The 19,795-nt window shown below is 58.0% G+C and carries 15 protein-coding genes, 2 tRNA genes and 1 pseudogene; 3 read left to right on the top strand and 15 right to left on the bottom strand.

Features of this window, described 5'->3' with window-relative positions; genetic code table 11:
• The first annotated feature begins 9 nt into the window (after positions 1–9).
• The 3 genes and pseudogenes from ACUN0G_RS03030 to ACUN0G_RS03020 form a co-directional block, all read left to right on the top strand.
• Complete coding sequence (locus ACUN0G_RS03030; RefSeq protein WP_421524253.1) at positions 10–1,026, top strand: class I SAM-dependent rRNA methyltransferase; 1,017 nt, start codon at positions 10–12, stop codon at positions 1,024–1,026.
• Positions 1,027–1,134: 108 nt separating this feature from the next.
• Positions 1,135–4,068: a DUF748 domain-containing protein gene (locus ACUN0G_RS03025; protein ID WP_445572656.1), complete on the top strand. Its 2,934-nt coding sequence runs from the start codon at positions 1,135–1,137 to the stop codon at positions 4,066–4,068.
• Positions 4,069–4,101: 33 nt separating this feature from the next.
• Positions 4,102–4,191 (top strand): annotated as a pseudogene (locus ACUN0G_RS03020) (outer membrane lipoprotein carrier protein LolA); the annotation flags it as partial.
• 152 nt (positions 4,192–4,343) lie between these two features.
• Here ACUN0G_RS03020 and ACUN0G_RS03015 read toward each other — a convergent pair.
• From ACUN0G_RS03015 to ftsH, 15 genes are all read right to left on the bottom strand, one after another.
• Positions 4,344–4,964 carry a BON domain-containing protein gene (locus ACUN0G_RS03015; protein WP_069078285.1) on the bottom strand — a complete coding sequence of 207 codons (621 nt, stop codon included), beginning with the start codon at positions 4,962–4,964 and terminating at the stop codon, positions 4,344–4,346.
• A 296-nt stretch (positions 4,965–5,260) separates the two neighbouring features.
• A complete protein-coding gene (gene pnp / locus ACUN0G_RS03010) occupies positions 5,261–7,366 on the bottom strand; it encodes a polyribonucleotide nucleotidyltransferase (RefSeq protein WP_003212180.1) in 2,106 nt (701 codons plus the stop codon).
• Between the two features lie 194 nt (positions 7,367–7,560).
• Positions 7,561–7,830: a 30S ribosomal protein S15 gene (rpsO, locus tag ACUN0G_RS03005; protein ID WP_003176135.1), complete on the bottom strand. Its 270-nt coding sequence runs from the start codon at positions 7,828–7,830 to the stop codon at positions 7,561–7,563.
• Positions 7,831–7,945: 115 nt separating this feature from the next.
• Complete coding sequence (gene truB / locus ACUN0G_RS03000; RefSeq protein WP_003212182.1) at positions 7,946–8,863, bottom strand: tRNA pseudouridine(55) synthase TruB; 918 nt, start codon at positions 8,861–8,863, stop codon at positions 7,946–7,948.
• A gap of 3 nt (positions 8,864–8,866) precedes the next feature.
• A complete protein-coding gene (gene rbfA / locus ACUN0G_RS02995; RefSeq protein WP_017478568.1) occupies positions 8,867–9,268 on the bottom strand; it encodes a 30S ribosome-binding factor RbfA in 402 nt (133 codons plus the stop codon).
• A gap of 159 nt (positions 9,269–9,427) precedes the next feature.
• Positions 9,428–11,950, bottom strand: a complete 2,523-nt coding sequence (gene infB, locus ACUN0G_RS02990) for a translation initiation factor IF-2 (RefSeq protein WP_003212186.1) — start codon at positions 11,948–11,950, stop codon at positions 9,428–9,430.
• A gap of 27 nt (positions 11,951–11,977) precedes the next feature.
• Positions 11,978–13,459, bottom strand: coding sequence for a transcription termination factor NusA (gene nusA, locus ACUN0G_RS02985; RefSeq protein WP_003212187.1), 1,482 nt, complete (start codon positions 13,457–13,459; stop codon positions 11,978–11,980).
• A 47-nt stretch (positions 13,460–13,506) separates the two neighbouring features.
• Entirely contained in the window at positions 13,507–13,965 is a 459-nt protein-coding gene (gene rimP / locus ACUN0G_RS02980; protein WP_003235029.1) for a ribosome maturation factor RimP, read from the bottom strand.
• Between the two features lie 140 nt (positions 13,966–14,105).
• Positions 14,106–14,182, bottom strand: a tRNA-Met gene (locus ACUN0G_RS02975).
• Between the two features lie 96 nt (positions 14,183–14,278).
• Positions 14,279–14,364 (bottom strand) — tRNA-Leu (locus ACUN0G_RS02970).
• 21 nt (positions 14,365–14,385) lie between these two features.
• A complete protein-coding gene (gene secG, locus ACUN0G_RS02965) occupies positions 14,386–14,769 on the bottom strand; it encodes a preprotein translocase subunit SecG (RefSeq protein WP_445572655.1) in 384 nt (127 codons plus the stop codon).
• 4 nt (positions 14,770–14,773) lie between these two features.
• The gene (tpiA, locus tag ACUN0G_RS02960; RefSeq protein ID WP_063033212.1) at positions 14,774–15,529 is read right to left on the bottom strand and encodes a triose-phosphate isomerase; all 756 of its coding nucleotides are present in this window, start codon (positions 15,527–15,529) and stop codon (positions 14,774–14,776) included.
• A gap of 66 nt (positions 15,530–15,595) precedes the next feature.
• Entirely contained in the window at positions 15,596–16,933 is a 1,338-nt protein-coding gene (gene glmM, locus ACUN0G_RS02955; RefSeq protein ID WP_421524251.1) for a phosphoglucosamine mutase, read from the bottom strand.
• A 16-nt stretch (positions 16,934–16,949) separates the two neighbouring features.
• Positions 16,950–17,801 (bottom strand): dihydropteroate synthase, encoded by an 852-nt coding sequence (folP, locus tag ACUN0G_RS02950; protein ID WP_445572654.1) that lies wholly within the window; start codon positions 17,799–17,801, stop codon positions 16,950–16,952.
• A gap of 8 nt (positions 17,802–17,809) precedes the next feature.
• On the bottom strand, positions 17,810–19,720 hold the full coding sequence (gene ftsH, locus ACUN0G_RS02945) for an ATP-dependent zinc metalloprotease FtsH (RefSeq protein ID WP_017478564.1): 1,911 nt from the start codon (positions 19,718–19,720) through the stop codon (positions 17,810–17,812).
• Between the last annotated feature and the right edge of the window lie 75 nt (positions 19,721–19,795).

The raw sequence follows: 19,795 nt of genomic DNA, 5'->3' as shown, positions 1-19,795 counted from the left end.
GCGCGCAACATGTCTTCCTTGAATCAGGCGCTGCGCGCCGCCCTCGATCATCGCCAAGACCTGCTCGCTGAGCTGCATGCCCAAGGCACCGATTGCTATCGACTGTTCCACGGCAGCCAGGAAGGCGCCGGCGGCCTGACAATCGACCGCTACGGCCCGCAACTGCTGGTGCAAAGCTTTCACCAGTCGCTGGAAAGCGACGACCTGCTGCAACTGCACCAGTCGATCAACCAGTACCTGGGCCTGGAACTGCTGCTGGTCTACAACGACCGCTCACGGGGCAACTCGCGCATCGACCGTGAAGACACGGTGTACCGCGCCGAACCTGCGGCCTTGGAAGATTTGATCGGCCACGAATGGGACCTCAACTACCGCGTACGCGGCCGCCATGCAGGGCAAGACCCGCTGCTGTTCCTCGACCTGCGCAACACCCGCGGCTGGGTCAAGACGCACAGCGCCGGTAAAAGCGTGCTGAACCTGTTTGCCTACACCTGTGGCGTTGGCCTGAGCGCGGCTGCCGGTGGCGCCCGTGAGGTGTGCAACCTGGACTTTGCCGAGGGCAACCTCGCGGTCGGTCGCGAAAACGGCCTGCTCAATCCGCAATTGCCGTCGATGGAATTCGTGCAGTCCGACTACTTCCCGGCAATCCGCCAACTGGCCGGCCTGCCCATCAGCCAGCGTCGCGGCCAGAAACTGCCGAGTTATCCACGCCTGGAGCAACGCCAATACGACCTGGTACTGCTTGACCCTCCGGCCTGGGCCAAGAGCGCCTTCGGCACCGTCGACCTGCTGCGCGACTATCAGAGCCTGCTCAAGCCGGCACTGCTGACCACCGCCGACAACGGCGTGCTGATCTGCTGCAACAACCTGGCAAAAGTCAGCATGGACGACTGGCGCGACCAGGTCCTGCGCTGCGCCGAAAAGGCCGGCCGCCCGGTCCGTGACTGGCAGATCATGACCCCTGGCGCAGACTTCCCGTCGCAAGACCAGCAGCCCCCGCTGAAGACGCTGATCCTGCAGCTGTAAGATCTGTCCTAAAAGCGCCTGGCCACAGGAATAAAGGCCCGGTTCTTCGGAACCGTAAACCCGTGCCATACTCCAAGGCACTCTTGAATGACATAGATGGCGTCACATATGCCCAAAGGATTGATTCGCGCCGCTGGCGCCTTGCTGACCGCCCTTGCTCTGTACAGTTTGCTGGGCTTCCTTATTCTCCCCGGCATCGCCCTTCGCGTGGCCAACCAACAGCTGGCCAGTTACGCCACCGTGCCGGCGCGTATCGAGCGTATCGAGTTCAACCCGTTCAGCCTCGAATTGACCGTATGGGGATTGAATATCGGCGAGCCTGGCAAGGAGCAAGTGGGCTTTGAACGCCTCTATGCCAACCTGCAGATCGACAGCCTGTGGACCCGCGCCCTGCACCTGGCTGACATACAGCTCGACAAGCCCAAGACCGAGCTGCTGTTCGACAAGTCCGGCCAACTCAACCTGGCGCAACTGTTCAAATTGCCCGCCAGCGAGCCGACGCCCAGCGATCCCAACGCCAAGCCGTTCCCGCTGCGCATCGACAACATCAAGCTGGCAGCCGGCTATGTGCACTTCCAGGATTTGCGCCCCAGCGAACCGATCGAGTTTCTCTACGACAAGCTGGATTTCGAGCTGAAAAACCTCAGCACGCTGCCCGAAGACAACGCTGATATGACCCTGGTTGCGGCCGGCCCTGAAGGTGGGCAGATCGACTGGACCGGTAACTTCAGCCTCATCCCGATTGCCTCCGAGGGCAAACTCAAGGTTACCGACGGCAAGATGAAAGTCTGGTGGCCGTATGTGCGTGATGCGGTGCCGCTGGTTCTGGAAGACGGCATCCTCAACTTCAGCACCGACTACAAGATGAGCCTGGCCAAGGAAACCGAGCTGAACCTGACCAACGTTGCCCTGAGTGTCGCGCCGTTTGCGATCAAGGCCCCGGACGGCCGGCCACTCGCGCGCCTGGAGAAGCTGGACGTCAGCGACACCACTGTAGACCTGGCCAAGCAGCAGGTAATAGTCGGCAAGATCCGCAGCAACAAGCTCGAAACCTGGGCAGCCCTTGAAGCAGACGGCCAACTGGATTGGCAGAAACTGTTCGCCAGCCAACCGAGCAAGCCTGCACCCGCCGCCGAGCCAGCCACCGCACCCGCCACCGCCGACTCGCCAAAGCCTGCACCGGCAGCGCCGAGCAAACCATGGCAAGTGCTGCTGAAGGACGTGCAACTGCGCAACTATCAAGTGCACCTGGCGGACCGTTCCGCCACGCCGGCAGTCGCCCTGGAAGTGGGGCCGCTGAACCTTGACCTGCAGGATTTCGACAGCCTCAACCAAAGCCCGTTTACCCTCAAGCTGGATACCGGCGTAGGCAAACAGGGCAAGCTCCAGGCGACCGGCCAGGTCAACCTGAACCCGGTCAGCGCCAAGCTGAAAGTGGATACCAAGGACATCGACCTGCGCGTCGCCCAGTCCTACATCAGCCCGTTTATCCGCCTGGAACTGCGTAGCGGCATGCTCGGCAGCAACCTCGACGTGAACCTGAAAAGCACCGAGCCTTTGGCGTTCCAGGTGACTGGCCGGGCACAGGTCGATCAGTTGCACACCCTGGACACCATGAAGACCCGCGACTTCCTGAAGTGGCAGCGCCTGGTACTGGAAGGTGTGAATTATCAACATGGCGACAGCCTGTCGATCGACAAGGTCAACCTGCTGCAACCCTATGCGCGCTTCATGATCAACGATGACCGCACCACCAACATCGATGACCTGCTGATCCCACAGCCGGCCGACAGCGGCACCAAGTCCACGGCCAAACCTGCGGCCAGCAAAGAGAAGCCGCTGGGCATTCATATTGGTCAAATTGCGATCAACGACGGTTCGGCCAACTTCGCCGACTTCAGCCTGACCCCGAACTTCGCCACGGCGATTCAACAGCTCAACGGCCAGATCGGCACCATCGACAGTCGCCAGGCCAAGCCAGCGAGCGTCGACATCAAGGGCAAGGTCGACCGTTATGCGCCGGTGACCATCAAGGGCAGCGTGAACCCGTTTGACCCAATGGCCGCGCTGGACATCGCTACCAGCTTCAAACGTGTCGAACTGACCACCCTGACGCCCTACTCGGGCAAGTTCGCCGGGTTCCGTATCCGCAAGGGCCGGCTCAACCTGGACCTGCATTACGTCATCACCAAGGGCCAGTTGAAGGCCGAGAACAAGGTGGTGGTCGAGCAACTGCAACTGGGTGAGAAGGTCGACAGTGCGGATGCCGTGGACCTGCCGATTCGCCTAGCGATTGCGCTGCTCAAGGATTCCGACGGCAAGATCTCCATTGAGCTGCCGGTGACCGGCGACTTGAACAACCCGCAATTCAGCGTGATGCCGATTGTCTGGCAGACCCTGCGTAACCTGGTGGTACGCGCGGCCACAGCACCCTTCAAGTTCATTGGCGGGTTGATTAGCGGTGGTGGTGCACAAGACCTTGGCAACGTGTCGTTCGCCGCAGGTTCCAGCGAGCTGAGCAAGGATTCCCAGTCGGCCTTGGACAGCCTGGCCAAGGCCCTCAAGGAGCGCCCTGCCCTGCGCCTGGAGATCGAAGGCACCGCCGCTGCCAGCAGTGACGGCCCATTGTTGGCCGCACAGCGGCTGGAACGCGAATACCAGTACAACTACTACAAGATCCTCCAGCGCCGTGGCGATAAGGTCCCGGCCCAGGCGTCGCTGCTTGAAGTCCCGGAAAAGGAAAAGGCGCCGCTGTTGGAAGGCATCTACCGTACCCGCCTGAAACAACAGCCGCCGGCCGAGTGGAAAGACCTGAGCAATGACGAGCGCACCGCCAAGCTACGGGACGGTGTGATCAAGTTCTGGAGTGGCAGTGACGTGTTGCTGCGCCAACTAGGCCAGGACCGCGCCAGTGCAATCAAGGACTACCTGGTGGACAAGGGTCAATTGGAAGATGACCGGGTCTACTTTATCGACGCCAATCTTGGACAGGCGGAGAAAGATGGCCGGGTGGTGACCCCGATGCATCTGGATGCCGAATAACTCAAACGGTGTACATCCCCTGTAGGAGCGAGCTTGCTCGCGAAGGGCGTCAACGATAACGGGTGCTTTTTGAGTTACCGTGGCGCTCTCAGGTTTTTCGCGAGCAAGCTCGCTCCTACAATTTCCCGCCCACAATAGAACAGGCCCCGACACAAGTGCCGGGGCCTGTAATGACCACATCCGTGTGGTCGGTCGCATGAACCTGTGAGGTGCATTGAGCGGATATCTAACTCGCTCGTGGCCGCCTCCGCCTAGCTCAGGCGATTCGTTAAGCGTTACTCTGCTTTCAGGCCGTCGGCCGATACAGCTTTAACGCCTTTGATTTTCTTGGTGATGTTCACCGCGGTAGTTTTCTGCGCTTCAGTCACTGCGACGGTCGACGACAGGGAAACTACACCTTTGTTGGTTTCGACTTTGATGTCGGTGCCAGGAATACCTTTCTCGGTTACCAGGTCAGCTTTCACTTTGGTGGTGATCCAAGTGTCCGAGGTGGACTCTTTGGCGTCAGCAGCTGCGCCTTTGGTTTTGTCGACGTTATCAGCCTTGGTAGCGCCGCCAGCCATCAGGCCGTCAGCCGAAACGGCGGTTACGCCTTTGATTTTTTTGGTGATCGCTACAGCAGTGGCTTTCTGCGCGTCGGAGATAGCGACTGTCGAGGACAGGGAAACCACACCTTTGTTGGTCTCAACCTTAATGTCCGAACCAGGAATACCTTTCTCGGTCAGCAGGTCAGCTTTGACTTTGGTGGTGATCCAGGTATCCGAAGTGGACTCTTTAGCCTTGGTGACTTCACCGGCCGCCAAGGTCATTGGGGCTTGGGAAGTCTGAGCAAAGGCTACGTTAGCACCCATGGCCAGGGTCAGAGCGGTAGCAGTAGCGAGAGCGAACTTCTTCATACGAGTAACTCCTGTTTTATTAAAAGTCTGCAGTACGTAAACCTTAATGCTGCAGCGTTAACAGGGATATTGCAGGCAGTGTGCCAACTCGAGACGAGCGATTAAATCCTTATAAAACAACATGTTATGAAAACAGGCAATTTTCGGAATCGTGCAACTTGCATGAAGACGACCGTAACTGCATGCAAGTTGCGGCTTTTGAGATTTGGCTAAACGCCTGATTTCGCGACACTTTCCTACAGGCATGAAAAAAGGACTCCGAAGAGTCCTTTTTTCAGCTTACAGCAACGGGGTGATTAAACTCCCGAAGCCTTGGCTGCTGCTACGTCCTTGATGGACAGCTTGATACGGCCGCGGTTGTCCACGTCCAGTACCAGCACTTCCACTTCCTGGCCTTCTTTCAGGATGTCGGTCACTTTCTCAACGCGAGCATCGCTCAGCATGGAAATGTGAACCAGACCGTCCTTGCCAGGCAGGATGTTGACGAATGCGCCGAAGTCGACGATGCGCTCAACCTTACCGACGTAGATCTTGCCGATCTCGGCTTCAGCGGTGATGCCCAGGACGCGCTGACGTGCCGCTTCAGCCGCTTCCTTGGTTTCGCCGAAGATCTTGATCGAGCCGTCGTCTTCGATGTCGATCGAAGCCTTGGTCTCTTCACAGATCGCACGAATGGTCGCGCCGCCTTTACCGATAACATCACGGATTTTGTCGGTGTCGATTTTCATCGCGATCATGGTCGGAGCATTTTCCGACAGTTCGGTACGGGACTGACCAATGATCTGGTTCATCTGACCGAGGATGTTCAGGCGCGCTTCCAGGGCTTGGCCCAGAGCGATCTCCATGATTTCTTCGGTGATGCCTTTGATCTTGATGTCCATCTGCAGCGCGGTAACACCTTTGGCGGTACCGGCTACTTTGAAGTCCATGTCGCCGAGGTGGTCTTCGTCACCCAGGATGTCGGTCAGGATGGCGAACTTCTCGCCTTCTTTAACCAGACCCATGGCGATACCGGCAACCGGTGCCTTCATCGGTACACCGGCGTCCATCAGAGCCAGGGAAGCACCACAGACCGAAGCCATGGAGCTGGAACCGTTGGACTCGGTGATTTCCGACACAACACGAATGGTGTACGGGAACACGTCGGCGGCAGGCAGCATGGCTGCAATCGAACGACGAGCCAGACGGCCGTGACCGATTTCGCGGCGGCCAGCGCCACCCATGCGACCACACTCACCGACCGAGAACGGAGGGAAGTTGTAGTGCAGCATGAACGGGTCTTTTTTCTCGCCTTCCAGGGTGTCCAGCAGCTGTGCGTCACGGGCAGTACCCAGTGTTGCAACAACCAGAGCCTGGGTTTCGCCACGGGTGAACAGGGCCGAACCGTGGGTTTTTGGCAGAACGCCGACTTCGATGTTCAGCGGACGTACGGTGCGAGTGTCGCGACCGTCGATACGTGGCTTGCCGTTAACGATGTTTTCGCGAACGGTGCGGTATTCGATTTCGCCGAAGGCTGCTTTGACTTCGCTGGACGAAGGCTGGCCTTCTTCACCGGACAGCTTGGCAACAACCTGGTCCTTCAACTCACCCAGGCGAGCGTAACGGTCGGCCTTGATGGTGATGGTGTAGGCGTCGGAGATAGCGGTGCCGAACTCGGAGCGGATAGCGCCCAGCAGTGCGGTGGCTTCTGGCTGAGGAGCCCAGGTCCAGGTTGGCTTGGCAGCTTCAGCGGCCAGTTCTTTAACCGCGTTGATCACAACCTGGAACTCGTCGTGAGCAAACAGTACTGCGCCCAGCATCTGGTCTTCGGTCAGCTCTTTGGCTTCCGATTCAACCATCAGAACGGCTTCCGAAGTACCGGCAACGACCATGTCCAGGCTCGAAGCTTTCTGTTGTTCGTAAGTCGGGTTCAGCAGGTAGCCGGTGCTTTCGTGGAACGCAACGCGGGCAGCGCCGATCGGGCCATCGAAAGGAATACCGGAGATGGCCAGGGCAGCCGAGGTACCGATCATCGCAGCGATGTCCGGATCGGTCTTCTTGCTGGTGGAAACGACGGTGCAGACAACCTGCACTTCGTTCATGAAGCCTTCTGGGAACAGCGGACGGATCGGACGATCGATCAGTCGGGAAGTCAGGGTTTCTTTCTCGGAAGGACGGCCTTCGCGCTTGAAGAAACCACCAGGGATCTTACCGGCAGCGTAAGTCTTTTCCTGGTAGTGAACGGAAAGAGGGAAGAAGCCTTTGCTTGGGTCAGCGGTCTTGGCGCCTACAACGGTCACCAATACGGTGACGTCGTCGTCAACGGTAACCAGCACTGCGCCGGAGGCTTGACGGGCGATACGGCCTGTCTCGAGGGTAACGGTCGACTGACCGAACTGGAATTTTTTGATAACCGGGTTCACGGTGTCCTACCTTCTTTGTGGCTCTTGGGGAACTTGTCTTCTTGCGAAATTCTTGGGCAATGTCGGGAATCGGCCCAACGCCTGTCCAGGGTAAAACGTGTATCCAGATAAAACTTGAGGCTGGAAGCCTGCCATGGGCCAGCGGGAAACCCACTGACACACGACAGCCAACCAACCTCTAGCGCAATCGCTTATTAGCGACGCAGACCCAGGCGACCGATCAGAGCCTGATAACGACCCAGATCCTTGCCTTTCAGGTAGTCCAGCAGCTTACGACGCTGGTTTACCATGCGGATCAGACCACGACGGGAGTGGTGATCTTTACCGTTGGCCTTGAAGTGACCTTGCAGCTTGTTGATGTTGTGGGTCAGCAGTGCAACTTGCACTTCTGGCGAACCAGTGTCACCAACAGCTTGCTGGTAGTCAGCTACGATTTGAGCTTTTTCTTGAACGTCGAGAGCCATGAGGCAATCCTTTTTTCAGGAAACCACCCAAAGGGCAGTTTCAACAGGCCAGGGACAAATCCCTGTATCTAAAAATGAGTAGTGACCGTGCCTGTTAACAGCCACCCTCGTTCGGTCATTCTGACCGAATCAGTCGACGCGGCGCGATGCGCCCGTCTTCGCTCACTTCACCGATACCGATAAAGCGACCGTTGTGATCTTGTACTCGCACCATGCCGAACTTCGGGGCATCCGGTGCACGTACTGGCTGGCCGTTAAGCCAGTAAAACGCGCTGTGCTCCGAGAAGTGCAGCAATGGCCAATCCAGCAAACCGCTGTCCGATGGCATCAGAAAGCGATCAACCGCTTCGTTGCCGCCTTCGGCATGTACCGCTTCCAGCTCTTCCAGCGTGACCGTCTGGGCCAGGGTGAAAGGGCCGGCCTGGGTGCGTCGCAGTTCTGCAACGTATGCGCCACAGCCTAGTTGCTCACCGATATCTTCCACGAGGGTACGGATATAGGTGCCTTTGCTGCAGTCCACCGCCAACCGGGCAGTGTCGCCTTCAGCGGCGAGCAATTCCAAGCGCGCAATAGTAACAGAACGCGGTTCGCGCTCCACCACTTCACCTGCACGTGCCAACTTGTAAAGCGGCTGACCATCACGCTTGAGAGCCGAGTACATCGGCGGTATCTGACTGATTTGCCCACGAAAAGCAGGTAAGGCAGCCTCGATATCAGCACGACCAACGGTCACTTCGCGAACCTGCAAAACATCACCTTCGGCGTCTGCCGTGGTGGTGGTCTTGCCCAGTTGCATCAGGGTTTCGTAACCCTTGTCGGAATCAAGCAGGTATTGCGAAAACTTGGTGGCCTCGCCAAAGCACAACGGCAACACGCCGGTGGCCAAGGGGTCGAGGCTGCCGGTGTGCCCTGCCTTCTCGGCATTGAGCAGCCAGCGGACCTTCTGCAACGCCGCATTGGAGGTAAAGCCAATGGGCTTGTCCAGCAGAATGATGCCGCTGACGTTACGACGGATACGTTTGACCTGAGCCACCGATTACTCCTTGGCGTCTTCAGGCGTAGCAGAGACCGGGTGCTGATTGTCTTCAGCCACGGCCCGCTCGATCAGTGCCGACAGATGCGCGCCACGCACGACGCTTTCGTCGTAGTGGAAGTGCAACTGTGGAACGCTGCGCAGCTTCATTTCACGGGCCAACTGCATGCGCAGGAAGCCTGCGGCAGAGTTGAGCACCTTGATGCTTTGCGCGATTTCTTCGCTGCTGTCCTGACCCATCACGGTGATGAAGATCTTGGCGTGACCAACGTCACGGCTGACTTCAACGGCGGTGATGGTGACCAGGCCAACACGTGGGTCTTTTACTTCACGACGGATCAGCTGTGCCAGCTCGCGCTGCATCTGATCGCCGATACGTTGGGTACGGCTGTATTCTTTTGCCATGTCTTGTTACCTGTTACTGCCACACGGTGAAACCCGTGGGGTCTGAAAGCGGCAAACGCCCGGCCTGACAAAAGCCAGACCGGGCGTTGCGTTTAGAGTCCGAACACGGCGCCAGGCATTTGCATGCCCGGGCGCCGCGTGGCCCTTGAAGTGCGCGAGTTAGAGGCTGCGAGCAACCTGAACCTTCTCGTAGACTTCGATCTTGTCACCCGCCTTGACGTCGTTGTAGCTCTTGACGCCGATACCGCATTCCATGCCGGCACGTACTTCGGAAGCGTCATCCTTGAAGCGGCGCAGGGATTCCAGCTCGCCTTCGAAGATAACGATGTCTTCACGCAGTACACGGATTGGACGGTTACGGTGCACAACACCTTCGATAACCATGCAACCGGCGATCGCGCCGAATTTCGGCGAGCGGAACACGTCACGCACCTCGGCCACACCCAGGATGTTCTCCCGGACGTCGCTGCCAAGCATGCCGGTGAGGGCTTTCTTGACGTCTTCGATGATGTCGTAGATGACGTTGTAGTAACGCATGTCCAGGCCTTCCTGCTCGACGATCTTCCGTGCGCCAGCATCGGCACGCACGTTGAAGCCGAACAGTACAGCGTTGGAAGCCAGTGCCAGGTTGGCGTCGGATTCGGTGATACCACCGACACCGCCACCGACAACACGCACTTGCACTTCGTCGTTACCCAGGCCGTTCAAGGCGCCGTTCAACGCTTCGAGGGAACCACGAACGTCAGATTTGAGGACGATGTTAAGCGTCTTCTTCTCTGCCTGGCCCATGTTCTCGAAGATGTTTTCCAGCTTGCCGGCGTGAGCACGGGCCAGCTTGACTTCGCGGAACTTGCCTTGACGGAACAGAGCCACTTCACGGGCTTTCTTCTCGTCCGACAGCACGCTCATCTCGTCGCCAGCGTCCGGGGTACCGTCCAGGCCGAGGATCTCGACAGGGATGGAAGGACCGGCTTCCTTGATTGGCTTGCCGTTCTCGTCGAGCATGGCCCGTACACGGCCATAGTTCGAACCGACCAGGACCATGTCGCCTTGGCGCAGGGTACCGTCTTGAACCAGAACGGTTGCAACCGGGCCACGACCTTTGTCGAGACGCGATTCAACCACAACACCACGACCCGGGGCCGATGGAGTTGCTTTCAGTTCGAGAACTTCGGCTTGCAGCAGGACGGCTTCGAGCAGCTCGTCTACACCGGTACCGACTTTCGCCGAAACCGAAACGAATGGCGTATCACCGCCCCACTCTTCGGAAGTCACGCCGTGAACCGACAGTTCGCTACGGATGCGATCGAGATCGGCGCCCGGCTTGTCGATTTTGTTCACTGCAACAACCAGAGGAACACCAGCGGCCTTGGCGTGCTGGACAGCTTCAATGGTCTGCGGCATTACGCCGTCGTCCGCTGCAACTACCAGGATCACGATGTCAGTCGCCTTGGCACCACGGGCACGCATGGCGGTAAACGCGGCGTGACCTGGGGTGTCGAGGAAGGTGACCATGCCGCGCTCGGTTTCAACGTGGTATGCACCGATGTGCTGGGTGATGCCGCCGGCTTCGCCTGCAGCTACCTTGGCACGACGGATATAGTCGAGCAGCGAAGTCTTACCATGGTCAACGTGGCCCATTACGGTCACGACTGGCGCACGGGAGAAAGTCTCGCCTTCAAACTTCAGGGACTCGGCCAGGGAATCTTCCAGGGCGGTGTCGCTGACCAGGGTCACTTTGTGGCCCAGCTCTTCAGCAACCAGTTGGGCAGTTTCCTGGTCCAGTACCTGGTTGATGGTCGCTGGGGTACCCAGTTTGAACATGAACTTGATGATTTCAGCAGCCTTGACCGACATCTGATTGGCGAGATCGCCAACAGTGATGGTCTCGCCGATCTGCACATCACGCACGACAGGGCCGGTTGGGCTCTGGAAACCGTGGGCGTTGCGCTTCTTCAGCTTGGCCTTGCCGCGACCACCGCGACGGAAGCTGTCGCTTTCTTCGTCGGTAGTACGTGGAGCAACACGTGGCGCTGGCGCCTTCTCTTTGACCGAAGCACGATGTGGAGCGTTTTTGCGCTCACCATCGCCACTGCCACGACGATTGTTATCGTCGGCACGTGGTTTGTCCGGACGACGAGGTTCTTCGCGTTTGCGAGCGTCAGCTGCAGGAGCCGGCGCGGCGGCAACCGGAGCGGCCTCACGAACAGCTTCAACAGGCGCGCTAGGTGCGGCAACGGCCTCAGTGTTAGCAGGTTGCGCAGCAGCAGGCTGGCGACGCGCTTCTTCTTCGGCGCGACGCTTGGCTTCTTCTTCAGCCTTCTGACGAGCAGCATTTTCTACTGCGCGACGTTCTTCCAGTTCGCGTTTGCGCTCGGCTTCGATTTCTTCCGGGCTGCGCTGTACGAAGACTTTCTTCTTGCGTACTTCAACGCTGATGCTCTTGCTGCCAGCAACACGCAGGGTGCTGGTGGTTTTGCGCTGCAATGTAATCTTGCGCGGTTCTTCCACTTTCGCCTTGTGGCTGCTCTTCAAGTGAGTCAGCAAAGACTGCTTCTCACTATCGCTTACACCTTCGTCGGCGGCGGTGTGCGGCAGACCTGCCTCACGCATCTGCTGCAACAGGCGCTCTACCGGTGTTTTGACCTCATCGGCCAGTTGTTTCACCGTGACTTGCGTCATGCACTTCTCTCCTCAGGCCGCGCCTAATTACTCGAACCAATGGGCTCGGGCGGCCATGATCAACTTGCCGGCACGATCATCGTCAATGCCGTCGATGTCGAGCAGGTCGTCAATAGACTGCTCGGCCAGGTCTTCGCGGGTAATTACGCCGCGCACCGCCAGTTCCATCGCCAAATCCTTGTCCATACCCTCAAGCGAGAGCAGGTCTTCGGCCGGATGGGCGTCTGCCAGCTTTTCCTCAGTAGCGATGGCTTTAGTCAACAAACGATCCTTGGCCCGAGCGCGAAGCTCGTTGACGGTGTCTTCGTCAAAGCCGTCGATGTTGAGCATTTCTTCCAACGGTACGTAGGCAATCTCTTCCAGGCTGGTAAAGCCTTCATCTACCAGCACCTGTGCCAGGTCTTCGTCGACTTCCAGCTCGTCGATAAAGTTGCGCAGGATGTCACCGGTTTCTGCTTGCTGCTTAGCCTGGATGTCCGATTCGGTCATCACGTTCAGGGTCCAGCCGGTCAACTGGCTGGCCAAACGTACGTTCTGACCACCGCGACCGATGGCCTGAGCCAGATTGTCTGCGCCAACGGCGATGTCCATTGCATGGGCATCCTCGTCAACGATAATTGCCGCCACTTCAGCAGGCGACATTGCGTTGATCACAAACTGCGCCGGGTTATCGTCCCACAGGACGATGTCCACACGCTCACCGCCCAATTCGCCCGACACTGCCTGGACGCGCGAACCGCGCATACCAATGCAAGCACCTTGCGGGTCGATGCGTTTGTCCTTGGAGCGGACCGCGATCTTGGCGCGCGAACCCGGATCGCGGGACGCAGCCATGACTTCGATCAGGCCTTCGGCAATTTCCGGCACTTCGATGCGGAACAACTCGATCAGCATTTCCGGCGCGGTACGCGACAGGATCAACTGAGGGCCGCGGTTCTCGGTGCGGATTTCCTTGAGCAGCGCACGCAAACGCACGCCAACCCGGAAAGTTTCGCGAGAAATGATGTCTTCGCGGGCCAGCAACGCTTCAGCGTTGTTACCCAGGTCGACGATCACGTTGTCGCGGGTGACTTTTTTCACGGTGCCGGAGATGATTTCCCCCAGGCGCTCGCGATAAGCGTCAACGACTTGAGCGCGCTCGGCTTCGCGGACCTTCTGCACGATGACTTGCTTGGCAGTCTGTGCAGCGATGCGGCCGAACTCGATGGATTCGATCTTTTCTTCAACGACATCACCGACCTGGGCGCCCGGATGCGTTTCAGCAACCTTGCTCGGCCAGGTTTCGATGGCCGGATCATCAAGATCGGCTTCTTCGACGACCGTCCAGCGACGGAAAGTCTCGTAGGCACCGGTGTGGCGGTTGATTTCCACACGCAGATCAACTTCGTCTTCAAAACGCTTTTTGGTAGCAGTGGCCAGGGCCAGCTCCAACGCTTCAAAAATCACGTTTGCCGGTACGCCCTTTTCATTGGATACCGACTCAACAACCAGCAGTACTTCTTTGCTCATCGTACGCCTCGCCTTTCGCAAGCCATTGGATCCGCGGGATCCGCGTCTCAGTCAAAACTGGGAATAATGTTGGCCTTGTCGATCATATCGATCGGCAACAGGAACTCATGGTCTTCTACCTGCACCACGACGTCCTGCTCTTCTACACCGCGCAGAAGGCCCTGAAAGTTGCGTCGCCCTTCAAAGGGAGAGCGCAGCTTGATCTTCACTTGTTCACCGGCAAATTTTGCAAACTGATCAATAGTGAACAGTGGGCGTTCCATGCCAGGCGAGGAAACTTCGAGGGTGTATTCAACGGAGATCGGATCTTCAACATCCAGGACACCGCTGATCTGACGGCTGACAATGGCACAATCGTCCACCAGCACGCCGCCCTCTTTATCGATATAAACGCGCAACATTGAGTGGCGACCTTGAGCCGAAAACTCAATACCCCAGCATTCATAGCCTAGGGCCACGACCACCGGGGCCAACAAGGCCTGCAACTCTTCTAGCTTGCTCGACACCTGAACCCCCTCGTGCATGTATGTGCATGCTGTGCAAAATAAAAAAATGGGCGAAACGCCCATCCTTGAAACGCCGTCGAACAGCGGCGTTGAAAGTGTCCAGCTAACAAAAAGCCCCTTAAAAGGGGCTCCGCTAAAACTGGTTGCGGGGGCCGGATTTGAACCGACGACCTTCGGGTTATGAGCCCGACGAGCTACCAGACTGCTCCACCCCGCGACAAAGCTGGGGCGGAAGTATACGACCGATCCCTTACAGGGTCAATGTAACCTTCCACCTACAAGAAAGCCCGCAACAGCGGGCTCTCCTGATAATTGGTACCGAGAAGGGGACTCGAACCCCTACACCCTATGGGCACAACCACCTCAAGGTTGCGTGTCTACCAATTCCACCACCTCGGCAATACAGCGTTTACAACCTTCTTACTTCTGCTCTTGAGCTGGAGGTACGTCAGTCGCTGGAGTAGCCGACTTTTGCTCTTGAAGCACCGGGACATCATCAGAAGCCGATTTTGCTTTTGGTACTTCCAACACTGCTGGGTTTGGGAGACCTACTTGAGTCAGCACATGAGCTTTCTCTTTAGCAAAGTAACCTAACCCCAAGCTGGTTATGAAGAAACCGGCGGCAAGTATAGCAGTAAACTTACTAAGAAAGGTAGAGGAACCTTGGCTTCCGAACACAGTATTTGAAGCACCTGCCCCGAAAGACGCACCAGCGTCCGCACCTTTACCCTGCTGCAGCAAAACCAGAGCAACTACGCCCAGTGCACCCAGCAGATGAAAAACAACGATGACTGTTTCCAGCATTTTTTCAGTTTCCCGCGGCGCGACAAATCGCACCGAACTCATCTGCATTCAGGGAAGCTCCACCAATGAGCCCCCCATCGATATCCGGCATGCCGAACAGTTCGACCGCATTGGCCGCCTTCACGCTGCCGCCGTATAGAAGCCGCACACCTCGTGCGACCTCAGAATTCTCTGCCGCCAACTGCGCGCGGATGGCTGCGTGCACATCCTGCGCCTGTTGCGGCGAAGCAGTCAGCCCGGTGCCAATGGCCCAGACCGGCTCGTAAGCGATTACTGCATTTGCAAAGGCACCGACTCCCAGCTCCTCGATGATGCTGCCCAGCTGACGCCCGACAACCTCAAGAGTTTTACCGGACTCTCGTTGCTCAAGGGTCTCCCCTATGCACAACACCGGAATCAAGCCACAAGCCTGTGCCGCTGCGAATTTGCGATTGAGTGTCCCATCACGCTCGCCCATGATCTGGCGGCGCTCGGAGTGCCCAACAAGCACCAGGGAACAACCCGCATCAACCAGCTGACTCGGTGCAATCTCACCGGTCAACGCACCTTGCATGGATTCCACCGCAGAGTTCTGCGCGCCGACCTGGATCGACTTACCTTTCAAGCCATCAATCACTTGATTGATATACAAGCAAGGCGGGAATACCGCGACATCAACACCGCTAGGCAAGGCCAAGTGACGAAGGCCGTTGATCAGCTCAGCGACACTGGCGCGGGTACCGTGCATCTTCCAGTTACCAGCTACCATAGTGCGACGCATGCTGTACCTCGTCGGTCAAAGTGGGCGCAGATGTTACCCAACCACATCATCACTGGCAAGCCGAATTCAGGCGCAAACTTCAGTTACCAGTTTTGCCAGCTCTTCGGCATAGCCGCGAACCTGTGTTTCGTCCTCGCCTTCGACCATGACACGCACCAAAGGCTCGGTACCCGACTTGCGCAACAAGACCCGACCACGACCCGCCATGGCGACAGTGACGCGCTCGCTGGCCTCTTTGACAGCCGGATGCTCGATAGGGTTGTCCCCACCCGCAAAGCGCACGTTGAGCAGTACTTGAGGGCACTTGCGCAACGCCTGGCGCGCCTGGGCCAGGCTTTCTTTGCGACGACGCAGCGCCAGCAGCACCTGCAGCGCGGCGATGATCGCATCCCCGGTAGTCGTATGCTGGAAGCAGACGATATGCCCGGAGTTTTCGCCACCCACCTGCCAATTACGCTCCAGCAGATCAGCGATCACGTAGCGGTCACCGACATTGGCGCGCACAAACGGAATACCCAGATCTGCCAGGGCCAGCTCCAACCCCAGATTACTCATCAAGGTGCCGACGACACCACCTTGCAGCTTGTTACGCTCGTGCAGGTCACGGGCAATAATGAACAACAGGTCGTCGCCATCGACGATCGCGCCAGTGTGGTCGACCATCAATACGCGGTCGCCATCACCATCGAACGCGATACCCAAGTCGGCATGCTCAGCCAGGACAGCCGCCTGCAACTGCCCCATGTGGGTTGAGCCGCAGTTGTCGTTGATGTTCAAGCCGTTCGGCTGAGCCGACAGCACAGTAACGTCTGCACCAAGCTCCTTGAACACACTCGGTGCGACTTTGTAGGTCGCGCCGTGGGCACAGTCGATAACGACTTTCAGCCCGGCAAAATTGGTGCTGCTTGGCACGCTGCTTTTGCAGAATTCGATGTAACGACCGGAAGCGTCGTTAATCCGTGAAACCTTGCCCAACTTGCTCGATTCGACGACGGTCATCGGCGCATCGAGCAATTCTTCGATCATGTGCTCAATCTCGTCCGGCAGCTTGGTGCCTTGGCCCGAGAAGAACTTGATGCCGTTGTCATCGTGAGGATTGTGCGAGGCACTGATCACAATACCGGCTTCAGCGTGGAAGGTACGCGTCAGGTAAGCAATCGCCGGCGTAGGCATCGGCCCCAGCAGCATTACATCAGCGCCGGCAGCGGACAGCCCGGCCTCCAGCGCGGACTCAAACATATAGCCCGAGATACGCGTGTCTTTACCCACCAGGATGCGGCAGGCCCCCATACTGCGGAACGCCATGCCGGCAGCCCAGCCCAACTTGAGCATGAAATCGGGAGTAATCGGGAATTCGCCGACCCGACCGCGAATGCCATCGGTGCCAAAATACTTTTTAGTCATAAGTGCTCCATCATTCTTATTCGGCTGATTCAACCGCTGCGATCATCCGCACTACATCTATTGTCTCGGCGACGTCATGGACGCGCAAGATACGTGCACCCTTGACCACGGCAAGTGCCGCAAGTGCCAGGCCGCCATGCAGCCGCTCACCCACCGGGCGATTCAACGCCAGACCTATCATGCTCTTGCGCGAAACCCCAACCAACAAAGGGCGACCAAGGGCATGCAGGGCTTCCATATGCTTGAACAGGCTTAAATTGTGCTGCAAGGTCTTGGCAAAACCAAATCCCGGATCGAGGATTATCCGCTCGGGGGCAATCCCCACTGCGGCGCATTGAGCCATGCGCCCGGCAAGGAAATCTTTCACTTCACCGACCAGGTCGTCGTAATGCGGGTCGTCCTGCATCGTGCCCGGCTCACCGAGCATATGCATCAGGCAAACCGGCAACCCCGTGGCGGCAGCTGCATCCAGAGCACCATCACGTTGCAGGGAGCGCACATCGTTGATCAACCCTGCACCCAGCCGCGCGGTTTCACGCATGACAGCCGGTGTAGAGGTGTCGACAGAGATGATGACATCCAGCTCTCGATGGATGCGCTCGACAATCGGCGCAACACGCTCCAACTCCTCAAGGGGAGAAACCGCGCGAGCCCCGGGACGGGTCGACTCGCCGCCCACGTCAATCAAGGTCGCACCGGCAGCCACCATGGCTTCCGCGTGGCGCAACGCAGCATCAAGCTGACTGAAGCGACCGCCATCGGAAAAGGAATCAGGGGTTACGTTAAGAATGCCCATCACGTGCGTACGGGCCAAATCAAGAACCCGGCTGCCGCAAGGCAACCGGGTCGAGGACAACGCAGAAGTCATTTCAAACCTTAATGGTCAGCAGCCGGGCCGCCGATTGGAGCTTCAGGGCGTTCGTTCTGTACCACTGGAGGCGTACCCGAAGTCCCCGAACCACCTTCCCAATCGCGAGGCTCGCGAGGCGTACGACCAGCCATGATGTCGTCAATCTGATCGGCATCAATGGTCTCGTACTTCATCAGGGCATCAGCCATGGCGTCGAGCTTGTCGCGGTTATCGGTGAGGATCTGCTTGGCCGTGCCGTAGCACTGGTCAATGATGCTGCGCACTTCGGAGTCGATCAGCTTGGCTGTCTCACCGGAGAAGCTGGCAGCTTGACCGCCACCACCGCGACCCAGGAATACTTCGCCTTCTTCCTCGGCATACATCAAAGGACCGAGTTTTTCCGACAGACCCCACTTGGTCACCATGTTCCGTGCAATCTGGCTCGCACGCATGATGTCGTTGGACGCGCCGGTGGTAACACCATCAAAGCCCAAGGTCATCTCTTCCGCGATCCGGCCGCCATACAGCGAGCAGATCTGGCTGATCAAGGCACGCTTGGAGAGGCTGTACCGATCCTCTTCCGGCAGGAACATGGTGACGCCCAGCGCTCGGCCACGAGGAATGATCGATACTTTGTAGACAGGGTCATGCTCAGGCACGACGCGACCAACAATGGCGTGACCCGCCTCGTGATAGGCAGTGTTCTGCTTCTCTTTCTCGGACATGACCATGGATTTGCGCTCGGCGCCCATCATGATCTTGTCTTTCGCCAGCTCGAACTCTTTCATTTCAACGATGCGTTTGCCGGTACGGGCAGCGAACAGCGACGCTTCGTTCACCAGGTTGGCAAGGTCGGCACCGGAGAAGCCTGGAGTACCACGGGCAATCACGGCCGGAGCCACGTCGTCGCCCATTGGCACTTTGCGCATGTGCACTTTCAGGATTTGTTCACGACCACGAATGTCCGGCAGACCAACCACAACCTGACGGTCGAAACGGCCCGGACGCAGCAGCGCAGGGTCGAGTACGTCTGGACGGTTGGTTGCGGCGATTACGATGATGCCGTCGTTCATTTCGAAACCGTCCATCTCAACCAGCAACTGGTTAAGAGTCTGCTCACGCTCATCATGACCGCCGCCCATGCCGGCGCCACGATGGCGACCAACGGCGTCGATTTCATCGATGAAGATGATGCACGGGGCGTGCTTCTTGGCCTGTTCGAACATGTCGCGAACACGGCTGGCACCGACACCGACGAACATTTCGACGAAGTCGGAACCGGAAATGGTGAAGAAAGGTACTTTGGCTTCGCCGGCAATGGCCTTGGCCAGCAGGGTTTTACCGGTACCTGGCGGGCCAACCATCAGCACGCCGCGAGGAATACGACCACCCAGGCGCTGGAACTTGCCCGGATCCCGCAGGAATTCAACCAGTTCGCCCACTTCTTCCTTGGCTTCGTCGCAACCAGCAACGTCAGCCAGGGTAGTTTTCACCTGGTCTTCGGAGAGCAGGCGCGCCTTGCTCTTGCCGAAACTCATCGGCCCGCCCTTGCCTCCCGCACCACCTTGCATCTGGCGCATGAAGAACATGAACACGGCGATGATCACCAGGATCGGGAAGCTGGCCACCAGGAGCTGGGTCCAGATGCTCTGCTGCTCAGGCTGCTTGCCTTCGACGACTACGTGGTTATCCACCAGGTCGCCGATAAGGCCATTGTCCTGGATTGCCGGACGAATGGTCTTGAAGCTGTCGCCATCGTTGCGCTTGCCGGTAATCACATAGCCATCAACTGCTACGCGCTCGACCTTGCCATCCTTAACTTGCTGGATGAAGTCGGAATAGTTGAGGGTCTGCGGCTCGTTAGGGCTGGAGAAGTTGTTCATCACCGTCACGAGGACAGCCGCGATGATCAACCACAGGATCAGATTCTTTGCCATATCGTTCAATTAACTACCCTCTGAAGCAAGCTCCGCTACTGGCGCGTGCTTCGCATGATATTCACCGGCCTAACT

This window comes from Pseudomonas sp. 32A, from assembly GCF_052682255.1.
Note: the sequence above shows the minus strand (reverse complement) of the source record. Positions and strands in the feature narration are given on the sequence as shown.

Excerpts from the sequence above, each read along its gene's own strand:
- ACUN0G_RS03030 (WP_421524253.1), top strand. The coding sequence starts at position 10 with ATGTCTTCCTTGAATCAGGCGCTGCGCGCCGCCCTCGATCATCGCCAA.
- ACUN0G_RS03025 (WP_445572656.1), top strand. The coding sequence starts at position 1,135 with ATGCCCAAAGGATTGATTCGCGCCGCTGGCGCCTTGCTGACCGCCCTT.
- ACUN0G_RS03015 (WP_069078285.1), bottom strand. The coding sequence starts at position 4,964 with ATGAAGAAGTTCGCTCTCGCTACTGCTACCGCTCTGACCCTGGCCATG.
- rpsO (WP_003176135.1), bottom strand. The coding sequence starts at position 7,830 with ATGGCTCTCGACGTTCAAGAAAAAGCTCAAATCGTAGCTGACTACCAG.
- rbfA (WP_017478568.1), bottom strand. The coding sequence starts at position 9,268 with ATGGCAAAAGAATACAGCCGTACCCAACGTATCGGCGATCAGATGCAG.
- infB (WP_003212186.1), bottom strand. The coding sequence starts at position 11,950 with ATGACGCAAGTCACGGTGAAACAACTGGCCGATGAGGTCAAAACACCG.
- nusA (WP_003212187.1), bottom strand. The coding sequence starts at position 13,459 with ATGAGCAAAGAAGTACTGCTGGTTGTTGAGTCGGTATCCAATGAAAAG.
- secG (WP_445572655.1), bottom strand. The coding sequence starts at position 14,769 with ATGCTGGAAACAGTCATCGTTGTTTTTCATCTGCTGGGTGCACTGGGC.
- tpiA (WP_063033212.1), bottom strand. The coding sequence starts at position 15,529 with ATGCGTCGCACTATGGTAGCTGGTAACTGGAAGATGCACGGTACCCGC.
- glmM (WP_421524251.1), bottom strand. The coding sequence starts at position 16,933 with ATGACTAAAAAGTATTTTGGCACCGATGGCATTCGCGGTCGGGTCGGC.
- folP (WP_445572654.1), bottom strand. The coding sequence starts at position 17,801 with ATGACTTCTGCGTTGTCCTCGACCCGGTTGCCTTGCGGCAGCCGGGTT.
- ftsH (WP_017478564.1), bottom strand. The coding sequence starts at position 19,720 with ATGGCAAAGAATCTGATCCTGTGGTTGATCATCGCGGCTGTCCTCGTG.